General features: G+C 62.7%; 12 protein-coding genes. 6 read left to right on the top strand and 6 right to left on the bottom strand.

Translation table 11 applies throughout. The annotated features are described in order from the left end of the window. Positions 1-332: 332 nt before the first annotated feature. Positions 333-2,744, top strand: a complete 2,412-nt coding sequence (locus tag BLR63_RS17030; protein ID WP_010564079.1) for a glucose/quinate/shikimate family membrane-bound PQQ-dependent dehydrogenase — start codon at positions 333-335, stop codon at positions 2,742-2,744. Between the two features lie 79 nt (positions 2,745-2,823). Here BLR63_RS17030 and BLR63_RS17035 read toward each other — a convergent pair whose 3' ends face one another. Next, a complete protein-coding gene (locus tag BLR63_RS17035; RefSeq protein ID WP_010564078.1) occupies positions 2,824-5,160 on the bottom strand; it encodes an EAL domain-containing protein in 2,337 nt (778 codons plus the stop codon). Positions 5,161-5,630: 470 nt separating this feature from the next. Between BLR63_RS17035 and lon the strand changes: the two genes are divergently transcribed. The 3 genes from lon (at position 5,631) to BLR63_RS17050 (ending at position 9,289) form a co-directional block, all read left to right on the top strand. Next, positions 5,631-8,051, top strand: coding sequence for an endopeptidase La (gene lon, locus BLR63_RS17040; protein ID WP_010564077.1), 2,421 nt, complete (start codon positions 5,631-5,633; stop codon positions 8,049-8,051). A gap of 190 nt (positions 8,052-8,241) precedes the next feature. Continuing rightward, a complete protein-coding gene (locus BLR63_RS17045; protein ID WP_010564076.1) occupies positions 8,242-8,631 on the top strand; it encodes a protease inhibitor I42 family protein in 390 nt (129 codons plus the stop codon). 1 nt (position 8,632) lies between these two features. Next, a complete protein-coding gene (locus tag BLR63_RS17050; RefSeq protein WP_010564075.1) occupies positions 8,633-9,289 on the top strand; it encodes a lysoplasmalogenase in 657 nt (218 codons plus the stop codon). Here BLR63_RS17050 and BLR63_RS17055 read toward each other — a convergent pair. Beyond that, positions 9,262-9,627, bottom strand: a complete 366-nt coding sequence (locus tag BLR63_RS17055; protein ID WP_010564074.1) for a hypothetical protein — start codon at positions 9,625-9,627, stop codon at positions 9,262-9,264. The genes BLR63_RS17050 and BLR63_RS17055 overlap by 28 nt on opposite strands. 179 nt (positions 9,628-9,806) lie before the next feature. Between BLR63_RS17055 and cmoA the strand changes: the two genes are divergently transcribed. Further along, positions 9,807-10,550, top strand: a complete 744-nt coding sequence (gene cmoA / locus BLR63_RS17060; protein ID WP_010564073.1) for a carboxy-S-adenosyl-L-methionine synthase CmoA — start codon at positions 9,807-9,809, stop codon at positions 10,548-10,550. Further along, positions 10,547-11,503 (top strand): tRNA 5-methoxyuridine(34)/uridine 5-oxyacetic acid(34) synthase CmoB, encoded by a 957-nt coding sequence (gene cmoB, locus BLR63_RS17065; protein WP_010564072.1) that lies wholly within the window; start codon positions 10,547-10,549, stop codon positions 11,501-11,503. The genes cmoA and cmoB overlap by 4 nt, the downstream gene beginning before the upstream one ends. Before the next feature lie 141 nt (positions 11,504-11,644). On the opposite strand, the gene tadA is transcribed toward cmoB, so the two are convergent. From tadA to recO, 4 genes are all read right to left on the bottom strand, one after another. Then, positions 11,645-12,142 carry a tRNA adenosine(34) deaminase TadA gene (tadA, locus tag BLR63_RS17070; protein ID WP_010564071.1) on the bottom strand — a complete coding sequence of 166 codons (498 nt, stop codon included), beginning with the start codon at positions 12,140-12,142 and terminating at the stop codon, positions 11,645-11,647. Beyond that, complete coding sequence (locus tag BLR63_RS17075; RefSeq protein ID WP_042946588.1) at positions 12,142-13,524, bottom strand: multicopper oxidase family protein; 1,383 nt, start codon at positions 13,522-13,524, stop codon at positions 12,142-12,144. The genes tadA and BLR63_RS17075 overlap by 1 nt, the downstream gene beginning before the upstream one ends. A 127-nt stretch (positions 13,525-13,651) precedes the next feature. Then, on the bottom strand, positions 13,652-14,395 hold the full coding sequence (pdxJ, locus tag BLR63_RS17080) for a pyridoxine 5'-phosphate synthase (RefSeq protein WP_010564069.1): 744 nt from the start codon (positions 14,393-14,395) through the stop codon (positions 13,652-13,654). A 51-nt stretch (positions 14,396-14,446) separates the two neighbouring features. Next, positions 14,447-15,136: a DNA repair protein RecO gene (recO, locus tag BLR63_RS17085; protein ID WP_010564068.1), complete on the bottom strand. Its 690-nt coding sequence runs from the start codon at positions 15,134-15,136 to the stop codon at positions 14,447-14,449. Between the last annotated feature and the right edge of the window lie 61 nt (positions 15,137-15,197).

Below are 15,197 nucleotides of genomic sequence, written 5' to 3' on the forward strand. Positions count from 1 at the left end.
ATGCAACAGCGACATTCAGTCACTGTTACCCAATCGGAAATGATGCATCTTGCGATTTGCGCTTTCTCTCGGCGCGCACTCCCTTTATCCTTGCCGACACAAACTGAAACGTTTAATCCCGCAGTCGACCCGCTATTACCGAATTTCCCCTTTTCAAAAGACAGCGCTGTCTTAAACCGACCCGCGCCTGGGGGAATGAGTCGCCCGCCTGTGGATAACTCCACTATCCGCAGAAAACCCGCATCAATGCTGAACCAAGCCTGTGTGGAATCGTCATCTACAGTGAAGAAACACACGGACACATAATTCCAACGTAACGGAGAAAAACGACTATGAGCACTGACGGTGCCTCAAGTCCAAGCCGCCTGCTGCCCAGGCTACTTGGCGTCTTGCTGCTGATCATGGGCCTGGCCTTGCTGGCCGGGGGTATCAAGCTGAGCATGCTCGGCGGGTCGCTGTACTACCTGCTGGCCGGTATCGGCATCACCTTGACCGGCCTGCTGCTGCTGGCCACCCGCCGCGCCGCGCTGGGCCTCTACGCACTGGTGCTGTTCGCCAGTACCGTGTGGGCCCTGTGGGAAGTCGGCCTGGACTGGTGGCAGTTGGTGCCGCGCCTGGCGCTGCTGTTCGCCCTGGGCATCGTCATGTTGCTCCCATGGTTTCGCCGTCCGTTGCTGCGTGGTCAACCGGCCCCGTTGGGCACCGGTGCGCTGAGCGTGGCCGTGGTGCTGGCCGGTGCTGCCGCCGTTGCCAGCCAGTTCACCCACCCGGGTGAGATCAAAGGCCAACTGGACCGCGACGCGGTACCGGGCATGGCCAGCGCTGCACCGTCCCAGGCCGATGGCGACTGGAATTCCTACGGCCGTTCGGCCTATGGCGATCGCTACTCGCCCCTGGCGCAGATCACCCCGGAAAACGCCCACAAACTGGTGCCGGCCTGGACCTTCCGTACCGGCGACATTCCCGGCGCCGGCGACCCCGGCGAAACCACCGCGGAAAACACCCCGCTGAAAGTCAACGGCATGCTCTACGTGTGCACGCCGCACAGCCAGGTGATCGCGCTGGACCCGGACACCGGCAAGGAAATCTGGCGTTTCGACCCGAAGATCTCCACCCAGGGTGCCGAGAACTTCAAGGGTTGGGCGCACATGACCTGCCGTGGCGTGTCGTATCACGATGACGCCGTCTATGCCTCCGAACAGAGCCCCACCGGCAGTGCCAGCCCGGCGCCCGTAGCGAACGCCTGCCCGAAACGCATCTTCGTACCGACCGCCGACACCCGTCTGATCGCCCTCAACGCCGACACCGGCAAGATGTGCGAAGACTTCGGCGACAAAGGCCAGGTCGACCTGCGCGCCAACATCGGCAGCTTCGCCCCAGGCGGTTACTACTCCACCTCGCCACCGGCCGTGACCAAGAACTTGGTAGTGATCGGCGGCCACGTCACCGACAACGTTTCCACCGATGAGCCCAGCGGCGTGATCCGCGCGTTCGACGTGCACACCGGCAAGCTGGTGTGGAACTGGGACAGCGGCAACCCGGACGACACCACGCCGTTGGCCGAAGGCAAGACCTACACCCGCAACTCGCCGAACATGTGGTCCATGTTCTCCGTGGATGAAAAACTCGGCCTGCTCTACCTGCCGATGGGCAACCAGATGCCCGACCAATACGGCGGCGATCGTACCGAAGATTCGGAAAAATACAGCGCCGGCCTGACCGCCCTGGACATCGACAGCGGCCACGTGAAGTGGACCTTCCAGTTCACCCACCATGACCTGTGGGACATGGACGTGGGCGGCCAGCCTTCGCTGATCGACATCAAGACCGACGCTGGCGTGAAGCAGGCGGTGATGGCGTCGACCAAGCAAGGCAGCATCTATGTGCTGGACCGCGCCACCGGCCAACCGGTCGTGCCGATCCACGAAGTGGCCGTGCCGCAAGGCGCAGTCGCAGGCGATCACACCTCGCCGACGCAACCGAAGTCCGAGCTGAACTTCATGCCGCCACCGCTCAAAGAGCGTGACATGTGGGGCGTGACGCCGTTCGACCAACTGCTGTGCCGCATCGATTTCAAATCCATGCGCTACGAGGGCGCGTTCACCCCTCCGTCGCTGCAAGGTTCGATCGTCTACCCTGGTAACTTCGGCGTGTTCGACTGGGGTGGCATTTCCGTCGACCCGGTACGCCAGATCGCCTTCGTGAACCCCAGCTACATGGCGTTCAAATCCAAGCTGATCCCGGCCGCCGACATCGCCAAGCAAGGCCCGCGCGTCAGCGAAACCCAAGGCGTGCAGCCGAACAAAGGCGCGCCGTATGGCGTGATCCTCGAAGCCATGCTGTCGCCGATGGGCCTGCCGTGCCAGGCGCCAGCATGGGGTTATGTAGCGGCGGTCGACCTGACCACCCACAAAACCATCTGGATGCACAAGAACGGCACCGTGCGCGACAGCTCGCCGGTTCCGGTGCCGCTGTCCATGGGCGTGCCTAGCCTTGGCGGTACGTTCACCACTGCCGGTGGCGTGGCGTTCCTCAGCGGTACCCTCGACCAGTACCTGCGTGCCTATGACGTGAAAAACGGCAAGCAACTGTGGGAAGGCCGCCTGCCCGCTGGCGCGCAAACCACACCGATGACTTACACCGGCAAGGACGGCAAGCAATACGTGCTGGTCATGGCCGGCGGTCACGGTTCCCTGGGCACCAAACAGGGTGACTACGTGATGGCGTTCAAACTGCAGGATTAAGCTTTACCCGCAGTCAGAAAAAGGCGGCTACCCGATGGATAGCCGCCTTTTTCATGCCCGCTGCAAACCCACTGTCCCATCAGATCGGCGTGCGCTCGCGGCGCATCCACATCTCGAACGCCATGGCGTTTAACGGGCGGCTGATCAGGTAGCCCTGGGCCGTGTCGCAATTCCACAGCTTGAGCAGCGTCAAGCTGGGCGCGAATTCCACGCCTTCGGCCACCACCTTGAGCCCCAGGCTGTGGCTCATTTCGATGGTCGAACGCACGATCACCGCGTCGCCGCTGGTGCTGTCGAGGTTGCGCACGAAGGACTGGTCGATCTTCAACTCCTGCACCGGCAAACGCTGCAATTGCGCCAGCGACGAATAGCCGGTGCCGAAGTCATCCACCGACAGGCTGATGCCGCAGCCGCGCAGTTGCTCCAGCACGCTGAGGGCCTGCTGCGGGTTGTGCATGATCGCGCTTTCGGTGATCTCGAAAATCAGTTGCTGGGCCGACACGCCGTAGTGCGCCAGCAAGGTGGTGACGCGAGTCGCCAGGTCGTCATCGACCAGGTCATCCACCGAAATATTCACCGACAGTTGAATGTGCATGCCGCGCTGCCCCCATTCACCGATCTGGCGGATGGCTTCTTCGATCACCCATTGCGTCAGGCCGCCCATGCTGCCGGTGCGCTCGGCCAGGGGGATGAATTCGGTCGGCGACACCAGCCCCAGGTTCGGGTGCTGCCAGCGCAGCAACGCCTCGGCCTGGAGGACATTGCCGTACTTGAGGTCGAGCTTGGGCTGGTAACACAGGTACAGCTCACCTTCCACGGCGGCGCGACGCAGGTCGCGGATCAGGGTGATCTGGCGTTGGTGGACCAAGTCACGGTCGCGCTCATAGATCTGCAGATAGCCGGGCAGCGCCGCCGCATCGTGGCGGGCAATGGCGGCGCGGCTGATCAGTTCTTCGACCTGCTGGCCGTCGGTGGGGTACGCGGCAATGCCGATGCTCACTTCATGGCGCAGTTCATCGTTGCCGATGCGCTGGGGTTCGGTGAGCAGCGCGTAGAGGCGGTCGGCGCGGGCCACGGCGCGGTCGATCTCGGTGTTTTCCAGCAACAGCAGGAATTCGCTGCCGGTGATGCGCGCCGCCGTGTCGCTGGCCTGCAGGCTCATGGACAGGCAGCGGCTGGCTTCGCGCAGCATTTCCTCGACCCCATGGGGGCCGAAGCCTTCGTTGATCACCCGGTAGTTCTCGATGCCCAGGTACAGCAACACCACCGGCCGCCGCGCACTGATCGCACTGCCCAGGCGCTCCATGACCAGGGCGCGATTGGGCAGGCCAGTGAGCGGATCATGCAACGCGTTATGGGCCAGTTGCCGTTCGCGCACGGCGATGCCGCTTTGCATGGCATTGAAGGCGCGGGCCAGCAAGCCGAACTCATCGTGGCTGCGCACCCGTACCGGCGTGCGGTAATCACCGGCGCCGATGCGCCCCGCCGCGTCCACCAGTGCATTGAGCGGGCGCGACACGTGACGCGCCAAGAACAACGCGCCGGCCAGCGACACCAGCAGCACCCCCAGGGCAATCCCGAGGAACTGCCGGTCCAGCGGCGCGAAGGATTCCACGGCATGGTCCAGCGGGCTTTGCAGCAGAACCCGCACTTGATCGCCGCCGCCACTGTTGCCCAGTGGCAATACCTGGCTGAGCACGCGCTGGCCGTAAAACTGCTGGATCTGCGGCTCAGGGTCCGGATGCGCCTCGCGCAGCAGGCTGAGGGCCGCAGCCTGATGGGCCTCGGGCTGGGTGCTGAACAGCGTGCCGGGCCGCTCGTTTTGCAGGCTGAGGAACGACACATCCAGGCCGCTCATGGAATGCAGCTCATTGGCAAACAACTGATCCATGGGAAAGCCCATGACCACCCGCGCGATGGGTTGTGCATCGGCCACTTCGTCCTGCACCAGCAGATAGGGCCGTCCGTCCACGGGCACGATCAGCATCTGCAGGCCCGTGCGCCGCGCCCGGCGCAGGCCATCGTCATAGGGAAACGGCTGGCCGCGCGACAGCCCCGGCAAGGTGCTGACCATGACCTTGCCATCCAGGCCCAACACCACCACTTCACTGGAACGGATGCCGGTGCCGTGGCAGCGCAGGGCGGCGAGGATCGCCCCGGCATTGTCGTCGGTCACCGCCTGTTTGAACGGGCCGTCGACGATCAGCCAATCCAGACCGTATTGCAAACGACGACCGCGCAGGTCCAACAGGCGTTCAAACACCTGGCTACCGTTTTTCAGTTGGATGCGCGCCTGGTTTTCCACGGCGCGGGAGGTGGCGGTCTTGACCGCCAGGTAGGTGGCGGCGACCACCACCAACAGCAACAATGCCAGCACCCCGGCAATACGGGTTTGAAACGTATGGCGCCAGCGCATTGCAGTGCCCTGGGGCAGCGTTCGCCTCTCTGTGCCACTGCGTCCCTTTGTCATAGGCTTTCCTGAAAACCGCCAACCGAACGTCAAAAAAACATCTATTTTGACAAAAAATTTAGTTTGAGCAGATTAGCTGGGACAAAGCAGGAGTGCACCCAATAAAAGCAGGGATTTAACTGTCATTTTATTGGCGGCATAGGGTTGACTGATTGGAGGGGTCCCTATCCGGTCACCTGTAGGAGCGGGCTCGCCCGCGAAAAACGTCAACGATAACGCCGCGCTTTCAGGCGCCCTACGTCGCCTATACGTTTTCGCAGGGTGGCTCCCGATAGCGGCGTGTCAGTGCCCCCCCCCCACATGGGAGGGGGGCCATTCTGAAAATGTCATGCAATTTGTTGCTAACTCCGCCGCACCATTGAAACCGCCACTGCCCTGCCCCATCTAACTTGCATACTTCACTGTGCAGGTGCCCCATGAGCGACCAGCAAGATACTCCTGATTACGAACTCAACGATTACGCAGACCCCGAAAACGCTGAAACCCACTCGTCCAACACCGGGTTGGCCCTGCCTGGGCAGAACCTGCCGGACAAGGTCTACATCATCCCGATCCACAATCGGCCTTTCTTCCCGGCGCAAGTGTTGCCGGTGATCGTCAATGAAGAGCCGTGGGCCGAAACCCTGGAACTGGTGAGCAAATCCCCGCACCACTCCCTGGCCCTGTTCTTCATGGACACGCCGCCCGAAGACCCGCGCCACTTCGACACTTCCGCCCTGCCGCTGTACGGCACGCTGGTGAAGGTGCACCACGCCAGCCGCGAAAACGGCAAGCTGCAATTCGTCGCCCAGGGCCTGACCCGCGTGCGGATTCGCACCTGGCTCAAGCACCATCGCCCACCGTACCTGGTGGAAGTCGAATACCCGCACCAGCCCACCGAGCCGACCGACGAGGTCAAGGCCTACGGCATGGCGCTGATCAACGCGATCAAGGAACTGCTGCCGCTCAACCCGCTGTACAGCGAAGAGCTGAAGAACTACCTCAACCGCTTCAGCCCCAACGACCCGTCGCCGCTGACCGACTTCGCCGCCGCCCTCACGTCGGCCACCGGCAACGAGCTGCAGGAAGTGCTGGACTGCGTGCCCATGCTCAAGCGCATGGAAAAAGTCCTGCCGATGCTGCGCAAGGAAGTCGAAGTCGCGCGCCTGCAAAAAGAACTCTCCGCCGAGGTCAACCGCAAGATCGGCGAGCACCAGCGCGAGTTCTTCCTCAAGGAACAACTCAAGGTCATCCAGCAGGAACTGGGCTTGACCAAGGACGACCGCAGTGCCGACGTCGAGCAGTTCGAACAGCGCCTGGAAGGCAAGGTGCTGCCGGCCCAGGCCAAAAAACGCATCGATGAAGAACTGAACAAACTGTCGATCCTCGAGACCGGCTCGCCGGAATACGCCGTGACCCGCAACTATCTGGACTGGGCCACCGCAGTGCCATGGGGCGTTTACGGCGAAGACAAACTGGACCTCAAACATGCGCGCAAGGTGCTCGATAAACACCATGCGGGCCTGGACGACATCAAGAGTCGCATCCTCGAATTCCTCGCCGTGGGCGCCTACAAAGGCGAAGTCGCCGGTTCCATCGTGCTGCTGGTGGGCCCGCCGGGCGTGGGCAAGACCAGCGTGGGCAAATCCATCGCCGAATCCCTGGGCCGGCCGTTCTACCGTTTCAGCGTCGGCGGCATGCGCGACGAGGCCGAGATCAAGGGCCATCGCCGCACCTACATCGGCGCCCTGCCGGGCAAACTGGTGCAGGCGTTGAAAGATGTGGAAGTGATGAACCCGGTGATCATGCTCGACGAGATCGACAAGATGGGCCAGAGCTTCCAGGGCGACCCGGCCTCGGCGCTGCTGGAAACCCTCGACCCGGAACAGAACGTCGAATTCCTCGACCACTACCTGGACCTGCGCCTGGACCTGTCCAAAGTGCTGTTCGTGTGCACCGCCAATACCTTGGACTCGATCCCCGGTCCCTTGCTGGACCGCATGGAAGTGATTCGCCTGTCGGGCTACATCACCGAAGAAAAAGTCGCCATCGCCAAGCGTCACCTGTGGCCAAAACAGCTGGAAAAAGCCGGCGTGTCGAAAAACAGCCTGACCATCAGCGACGGCGCCCTGCGCGCGTTGATCGATGGCTACGCCCGCGAGGCCGGGGTGCGTCAGCTGGAAAAACAACTGGGCAAACTGGTGCGCAAGGCCGTGGTCAAGCTGTTGGATGCACCGGACTCGGTGATCAAGATCGGCACCAAGGACCTGGAAAGCTCCCTGGGCATACCGGTGTTTCGCAACGAGCAAGTGCTGTCCGGCACCGGCGTCATCACCGGCCTGGCCTGGACCAGCATGGGCGGCGCCACCTTGCCGATCGAGGCGACGCGCATCCACACGCTCAATCGCGGCTTCAAGCTCACCGGGCAGTTGGGTGACGTGATGAAAGAGTCCGCTGAAATCGCCTACAGCTACATCAGCTCCAACCTGAAGTCGTTTGGCGGTGATCCGAAGTTCTTCGACGAAGCCTTCGTACACTTGCACGTTCCCGAAGGCGCTACACCGAAGGACGGCCCGAGTGCCGGCGTGACCATGGCCAGCGCGTTGCTGTCCCTGGCGCGCAACCAGCCGCCGAAGAAAGGCGTGGCCATGACCGGCGAACTGACGTTGACCGGGCATGTACTGCCGATTGGCGGGGTGCGCGAGAAGGTCATCGCGGCGCGGCGCCAGAAGATTCACGAGCTGATCCTGCCGGAACCCAATCGCGGCAGCTTTGAAGAATTGCCGGAATATCTGAAGGAAGGGATGACCGTGCACTTCGCCAAGCGCTTTGCGGATGTGGCGAAGGTGCTGTTCTGATCGTCCTTTAGCGCTTGGGCGGGCGTCATCGCGAGCAAGCCCGCTCCCACACTTGACCGAGTACATCCTTTGGAGTGCGGCCAAAATGTGGGAGCGGGCTTGTTCGCGATGGCGTCCATCGCCCCCTCCTGTCACACCCTGTCGCATCTTCGGTTATGCTCGCCCTTCGTCGCCCAACAACGGAGCTTCCATGACCGCTGCCCGCCTGCTTCTCCCCTTGAGCCTCGCCCTGCTGGCCGCGTGCGCCAGTGCGCCGAAGCAAAACATCACCGTGGACAACCAGAGTGCCTGCCCGCTCCAGCTGAAAACCGGCCAAAACCTGACCCTCACCCTGCCCAGCAATCCCACCACCGGCTACCGCTGGGCGATCCAGGATTCCGCCGGCGGCGTGTTGCGTGGGCTCGGTCCCGAGGTCTATAGCAGCACCGAATCCGGGGTGATCGGCGGCGGTGGCCAGTCCGCGTGGCGCTTCCAGGCCTTCGCGGCCGGTCAGGGCCGTTTGCGCCTGACCTCCCAGCAACCCTGGGAACCGGAAGCCGAACCCGTCGAGGTGTTCGACTGCGCCATTACGGTGAACTGATATGCCCTGGCTGATCCTTGCGTTGATGGGCGCCGGCACCTTTATCTACGGGCTGAGCGTCCACGCGGCGTTACTGTGCCTGTTGGTCAAACCGTTGCCGGTGCTGGCGCTGCTGGGTTGGTTGCATGACGCGCCGCCGAGCGACTATCGACGCTGGATCAGCCTGGGGCTGATTTTCTCCCTGATCGGCGATGTGTTGCTCGCCTGGCCGGGCGACCTGTTTATCTTTGGCCTCGGCGCCTTCCTGTTTGCCCACCTGGCCTATCTCAAAGCCTACTTCAGCGACTGCCGCCGCTTAGCGTTGCTACCGTTGGCGCTGGCGCTGGGCGCCGGCGCGATTCTGCTGAGCATCCTGATCGCCCACGGCCTCGGCGAGTTGCTGATTCCGGTGGTGGTCTACGCCTCGGTGATCAGCGCGATGCTCTGGCGGGCATTGGCGCGCCTGGGCAGCAAGGTACCGAAACGCTCCGCGCTGCTGGCGGCCGCAGGCGCGCTGTCGTTTGTGGTGTCCGACATGCTGATCGGCATCAATCGCTTCGTGGTGGCGTTCGAAGCGGCGCCGTACTTGCTGATCGTCACCTATTGGCTCGGCCAGTGGGGCATCACAGCTTCTGCCTTCGGCCAACAGCGTCACAGCTTGTCGAGTGTGAACTCGTAGCTCTTGAGCACATAAGCCAATTGGTATTCAACTGCCCGTTTGAGTGCTGCCTTCTCTGCGTTTTTCTTGTCGTTCTTGAGCGGATCTTTGTCGGGCACCCCATAGTCGAGACGACGTAATTCCAGATACAGGATCTTCAGGGCATCCGCCAGGATGTCGGCGGCATTGGCAATGATCCGCATATTGTCCCGCACAGGCAGCAGTGCGCTTTTCGCGATCTCATCGTCTGCCTGTTGCCTGAGTTTTATGAACTCGGCAGGGTCGATCTTTTTATCTTTATCGATCGCTGCCAGTAGCGCGCTCAACTGTGTGTCAGTGGTGCTCAATTGCAGGCTCATGATTGCCTCCTCAATGAATATCAGGGTCGCGAATCCAGACTAGGTTCGAGGAAAAAGTTCGTCTACTGTCAGAATTAACAGGTAGCCGACACGGGTTGACTAACGGTCCGATCAATCATGCACGCCCAGGCCAATTTGGCTAAAATGCCGGCCTTTCCCCCCTTGTCGCCGGACCCACCGTGAGCAAAGAACCCGATCGCCTATTCGCCCAGCCCCTGCCCCAGGTGCCGGACTTCGCCTTTAACGAAGACGTGGTGCGGGTGTTCCCGGACATGATCAAACGCTCAGTGCCCGGTTACCCGACCATCGTCGAGAACCTTGGCGTCCTCGCGGCGCAGTTTGCCCAACCCAACAGCGTGCTCTACGACCTGGGTTCGTCCCTCGGCGCGGTGACCCAGGCCCTGCGCCGTCATGTGCGCACAGATGGCTGCCGCGTCATCGCGGTGGATAACTCGGCGGCCATGGTCGAGCGCTGCCGCGAATACCTCAATGGCCAGGACTCGATGTTCCAGGAGTTGCTGCCGGTGGAAGTGATCGAGGGCGATATCCTCGCGCTGCAGTTCCAGCCGGCCTCGGTGGTGGCGCTGAACTTCACCCTGCAATTCATCGCCCCCGAACAGCGCCTGGCGTTGCTCGGACGCATTCGCCAGGCGCTGTTGCCCGGCGGTGCACTGATCCTCTCGGAAAAGCTGCGTTTCAATGACCTTGAAGAACACGCGCTGCTCACCGACCTGCACATCGCGTTCAAACGCGCCAACGGCTACAGCGAACTGGAAATCGCCCAGAAGCGCAGCGCCATCGAAAACGTCATGAAGCCCGACAGCCTCGAAGAACACCGCGAACGCCTGTTGGCGGCCGGGTTCTCGAAAGTCGTGCCGTGGTTCCAGTGTCTTAACTTTGCCTCGTTGATTGCCTTGCCATGATTGATCTGTCCCCCCTCGCCCGCCATCTGGTCGGCACTCCCCTGGCCGTGTGGGCCCAGGGCCTGCAAGCGCAACTCGATAGCAAGATGGAAAAGGGCCATGGCGACCTGGAGCGCTGGCAGAGCGCGCTGGATGCCTTGCCGAAAATCCAGCCCAGCCATGTCGACCTGCTCAATGGCCTGACCCTCGACACCGATTGCGACGACGCCACCCGCGCGCAGATGCACAGCGCATTGATGGGCCTGTGCCCGTGGCGCAAGGGCCCGTTCCACCTATTCGGCGTGCATGTGGACACCGAATGGCGTTCGGACTGGAAGTGGTCGCGGGTCGCACCGCACCTGGACCTGAAAGGCAAACGCATCCTCGATGTGGGCTGCGGCAACGGCTACTACATGTGGCGCATGCTCGGCGCCGGGGCCGACAGCGTGATCGGCGTGGACCCCAACTGGCTGTTCTTCTGCCAATTCCAGGCGGTGCAGCGTTACCTGTCCGAGCCCAGGGCCTGGCACTTGCCGTTCCCGTTCGAGGACCTGCCGCCGAACCTGGAAGGCTTCGATACTGTGTTTTCCATGGGCGTGTTCTATCACCGTCGCTCGCCCATCGAACACCTGCTGGCGTTGAAGGAAACCCTGGTCAAAGGCGGCGAGCTGGTCCTGGAAACCCTGGTGATCGAAGGCGACCAGCAACAAGTGCTGGTACCGGAAGACCGCTATGCGCAGATGCGCAACGTGTGGTTCCTGCCGTCGGTGCCGGCATTGATGCTATGGCTGCGCCGTGCCGGGTTCAGCGACGTGCGTTGTGTGGATGTGAGCGTGACCACGGTGGAGGAACAGCGCGGCACCGAGTGGATGAAGTACCAGTCGCTGAGTGACTTCCTCGACCCCGACGATCACAGCAAGACGATTGAAGGGCTGCCGGCGCCGATGCGCGCCGTGATCATCGCGCGCAAGTAAGCGTAAATTCCGCTGAAAAAATGAAGGTCAAAAATGTGGGAGGGGGCTTGCTCCCGATAGCGGTGGGTCAGATACAGATAAGCTGACGGATACACTGCTATCGGGAGCAAGCCCCCTCCCACATTTGAAACCCAGTGTTGGTTAGATCTGAGGCTTGGCCCGGCGGGCCTTGAAGAACTCACTCAGGACAGTCCCGCATTCCTCGGCCAGCACACCGCCTTCGAACAGCACTCGATGGTTCAGGAAGCCCTGGGTAAAGAACTGCCCCTGGCTTTGCACAATCCCCGCCTTGGGCTCCAGCGCGCCATACACCACCCGCGCGATGCGCGAATGCACGATCAGGCCGGCGCACATGCTGCACGGTTCCAGCGTCACATACAGCGTGCTGCCGGGCAGGCGATAGTTGCTGAGCGCCTGCGCGGCGGCGCGGATGGCGACCATTTCGGCATGGGCGCTGGGGTCGTTGCCGCTGATGGGGCAGTTGAAGCCGCGGCCGATGATTTCACCGTCCTGCACCAGCACCGCGCCGACAGGCACCTCGCCCAGCGCGGCGCCTTGGGCGGCGAGGGCCAGGGCTTCGCGCATGAAGTCCTGGTCGCGGCTGCGGTCGATGATCGCCGTGGGACGAATCTGACGCATCACGCCACCTCGATCGCAGCCATCAGGCCGGTTTCCATATGGTCGATGACGTGGCAGTGGAACATCCACACCCCAGGGTTATCCGCCACCAGCGCCACGCGGGCGCGTTCGTTCTTGCCCAGCAGGTAGGTGTCGGTGAAATACGGAATCACCGCGTGGCGGTTCGAGGCGATCACCTTGAAGCTCATGCCGTGCAGGTGGATCGGGTGCTGGTACTGGGTCATGTTCTTCAATTCGAAAATGTAGCTCTTGCCCTTTTCCAGCTTGGCAATCGGGCGGTCGGCGCAGGTCTTGTCGGTGATGTCCCAGGCCTGGCCGTTGATCTGCCACAGGCTCGGCGGTTTGCCGTTGTCGACGTTGACCGAGACCGAGCCGACCCACTCGAAATTGAAGTTGAGTTTCTGTGCATTGGCCAGGTCTGGCTCGGCGATCGGGTTGGCGGGCAATGCCGGTGGCCATTCGCTCGGCGCATCGGCATTGGCCACGGAACGGAGGGTGCCGAGGCGCACCGGGCCATTGCGGATCGACAGCTCTTCGCCCGCGGGCGGGGCCTTGATCGCCAGGCAGATACGCATGCCTGGGCCCAACCAGTATTCCTTGCCGAGCGGGCGCGGCTCGACGGGGTTGCCGTCCAGTGCGTAGATCTGCGCTTCGGCGTCGGGGATGTTGATGCGATAGGTCAGGGTGTTGTCGAGGTTGAGCAGGCGCACACGGGTGATCTGCCCGGCGGGTAAGTCGATCACCGCCTGGGACACGCCATTGATCGTCGACAGACGCCCGGCCGTGCCGCCCCGCGCGGCTTCACGGGGGATGCTGAAGGGGACGAAAGCGCCCTCTTCGTCTACGTGCCAGCTTTTCAGGCTCAGGGTGCGTTCGTGCTTGAAGCCGGTGGGCTCGCGCTCCTCGACGATCAGCGGGCCGACCAGGCCACGGCCGAGTTCTTCGCTGCTGCTCACATGGGGGTGATACCAGTAGCTGCCGGCGTCGGGCACGCGGAATTTGTAGTCGAAGTATTCGCCGGGCAGTACCGGCAATTGCGAGACGTAGGGCACGCCGTCCATTTCCAGCGGCAGGCGGATGCCGTGCCAGTGGATGGTGGTGGCGACCGGCAGGTGGTTGATAAAGCGCACCCGCAGCCATTCGCCCTGGCGCACGCGCAACTCAGTGCCCGGCGCCGAAGGGCCGAACGCCCAGGCTGGGGTCTTGTGCCCCGGCACCAGCTCGACGTCGAGCGGCGCGGCGATCAGTTCGTAATCGTGCCCCGCCTCGGCCTCGGCAACTTTCCCCAGCCAGTAGCGGTAGGCGCCACCGGCACCGACGCCCACTACAGCCAGGCCTGCAAGACCACCCAGGATTTGTCGACGGGAAAAGGATCGGGACACAACAACCTCACGTATCTGCCACAGGCCAAGGGCCCGCAAAGGGCGGATACGATACACCTGCACCGGCTAAACAGTAAGGGTTCGCATTGCCATATGGCAGAAAGATGGCTGAAACCTGTAGGAGCGGTCAGGCCTTGGCAGCGGCCAGGATCAGGGCCTTCATCTCAGCCACCGCACCTTTGAAACCGACGAACAGCGCGTGTGCCACCAACGCATGGCCGATGTTCAGCTCATTGATGCCCTTGATCGCCGCCACGGCTTCGACGTTGTGGTAATGCAGGCCATGGCCGGCGTTGACGATCAGGCCTTCTTTAAGGCCGCAGTTCACGCCGTCGATGATGCGTTGCAGCTCGTCGGCCACTTCAGTCGGCGTGGTCGCGTCGGCATAACGGCCGGTGTGCAACTCAATGGCCGGCGCGCCGACCCGGCGCGCGGCTTCGATCTGGCGCTCGTCGGCATCGATGAACAGCGAGACTTCGCTGCCGATCTTCGACAAACGCTCTACCGCCGCCTTGATCCGCGCTTCCTGGCCGGCTACGTCGAGGCCGCCTTCGGTGGTCAGTTCCTGGCGGGTTTCCGGGACCAGGCAGATGTGCGCCGGGCGGATGCGCTCGGCAAAGGCCATCATTTCTTCGGTGACGCCCATCTCGAAGTTCATGCGGGTTTGCAGCACATCCTTGAGCAAGAGCACGTCGCGCTCCTGAATGTGGCGGCGATCTTCGCGCAGGTGCACGGTGATGCCATCGGCGCCCGCTTCTTCGGCGTCCAGCGCGGCCTTGACCGGATCGGGGTAACGGGTGCCCCGGGCCTGGCGCAGAGTGGCGACGTGGTCGATGTTGACGCCAAGAAGAATGCGATTGCTGGTGCTCACGGAAGCGCTCCTGAAAAGGGAAAGAAACGCCGCACAGCATACACGGGGATGTCAGGGCTTTCGAAACAACTCGCGACTGACCAGCGGCCGTCCGCCCAAATGCACGGCGAGGGCCTGGCGCATCAGGCGCTTGGCGGCAGACAGGGCGCCGGGGGCGGTCCAGTCGGCTTCGCTCATGGCCAACAGCTCGGTGCCCTGGAACAGACCCGGTTGCAGCAGGTAGACACGCTCGAGGCCAGCGTCTACTTGCAGGCGGTACATGCCGTCGGCGGCGATAGGGTCGCCGTGCAGGTCGTTGCTCAGTTCGAAGCCATAGCCCAGGTCGTCGAGCAAGCGCCACTCGAACGCACGCAGCAGCGGTTCCAGGGGGCGACCTTCGGCCAGGGCCAACAGGGTGGCGGCGTAGTGATCGAAGACCGCCGGGTGCGGGTCTTCGGCGGGCAGCAGGCGGATCAATAGTTCATTGAGGTAAAGGCCGCTGAACAGCGCCTCGCCATTGAGCCAGGCCGAGGTACCGACACTTTCCATGCGCCCGACGTTCTTCAGCTCGCCCTTGCCGCGAAACTCCACATCCAGGGCCACGAACGGCCGCGCCAACGTGCCCGCCTTGCCCCGCGCACTGCGCAATACCGCGCGCAGTCGTCCTTGAGGCGTGAGGAAGTCCACCAACGCACTGGTCTCGCGGTAGGCGCGGCTGTGCAAGACGTAGGCGAGCTGGCTGGGAGGTGGGGATTGGGACATGGGGTTCTCGATCCTGAAAACAACATAAACCTAATGTGGGAGGGGGCTTGCTCCCGATGGC

It is taken from the genome of Pseudomonas extremaustralis (assembly GCF_900102035.1).
GTDB classification, from domain to species: domain Bacteria; phylum Pseudomonadota; class Gammaproteobacteria; order Pseudomonadales; family Pseudomonadaceae; genus Aquipseudomonas; species Aquipseudomonas extremaustralis.

Excerpts from the sequence above, each read along its gene's own strand:
- BLR63_RS17030 (WP_010564079.1), top strand. The coding sequence starts at position 333 with ATGAGCACTGACGGTGCCTCAAGTCCAAGCCGCCTGCTGCCCAGGCTA.
- BLR63_RS17035 (WP_010564078.1), bottom strand. The coding sequence starts at position 5,160 with ATGCGCTGGCGCCATACGTTTCAAACCCGTATTGCCGGGGTGCTGGCA.
- lon (WP_010564077.1), top strand. The coding sequence starts at position 5,631 with ATGAGCGACCAGCAAGATACTCCTGATTACGAACTCAACGATTACGCA.
- BLR63_RS17045 (WP_010564076.1), top strand. The coding sequence starts at position 8,242 with ATGACCGCTGCCCGCCTGCTTCTCCCCTTGAGCCTCGCCCTGCTGGCC.
- BLR63_RS17050 (WP_010564075.1), top strand. The coding sequence starts at position 8,633 with ATGCCCTGGCTGATCCTTGCGTTGATGGGCGCCGGCACCTTTATCTAC.
- BLR63_RS17055 (WP_010564074.1), bottom strand. The coding sequence starts at position 9,627 with ATGAGCCTGCAATTGAGCACCACTGACACACAGTTGAGCGCGCTACTG.
- cmoB (WP_010564072.1), top strand. The coding sequence starts at position 10,547 with ATGATTGATCTGTCCCCCCTCGCCCGCCATCTGGTCGGCACTCCCCTG.
- tadA (WP_010564071.1), bottom strand. The coding sequence starts at position 12,142 with ATGCGTCAGATTCGTCCCACGGCGATCATCGACCGCAGCCGCGACCAG.
- recO (WP_010564068.1), bottom strand. The coding sequence starts at position 15,136 with ATGTCCCAATCCCCACCTCCCAGCCAGCTCGCCTACGTCTTGCACAGC.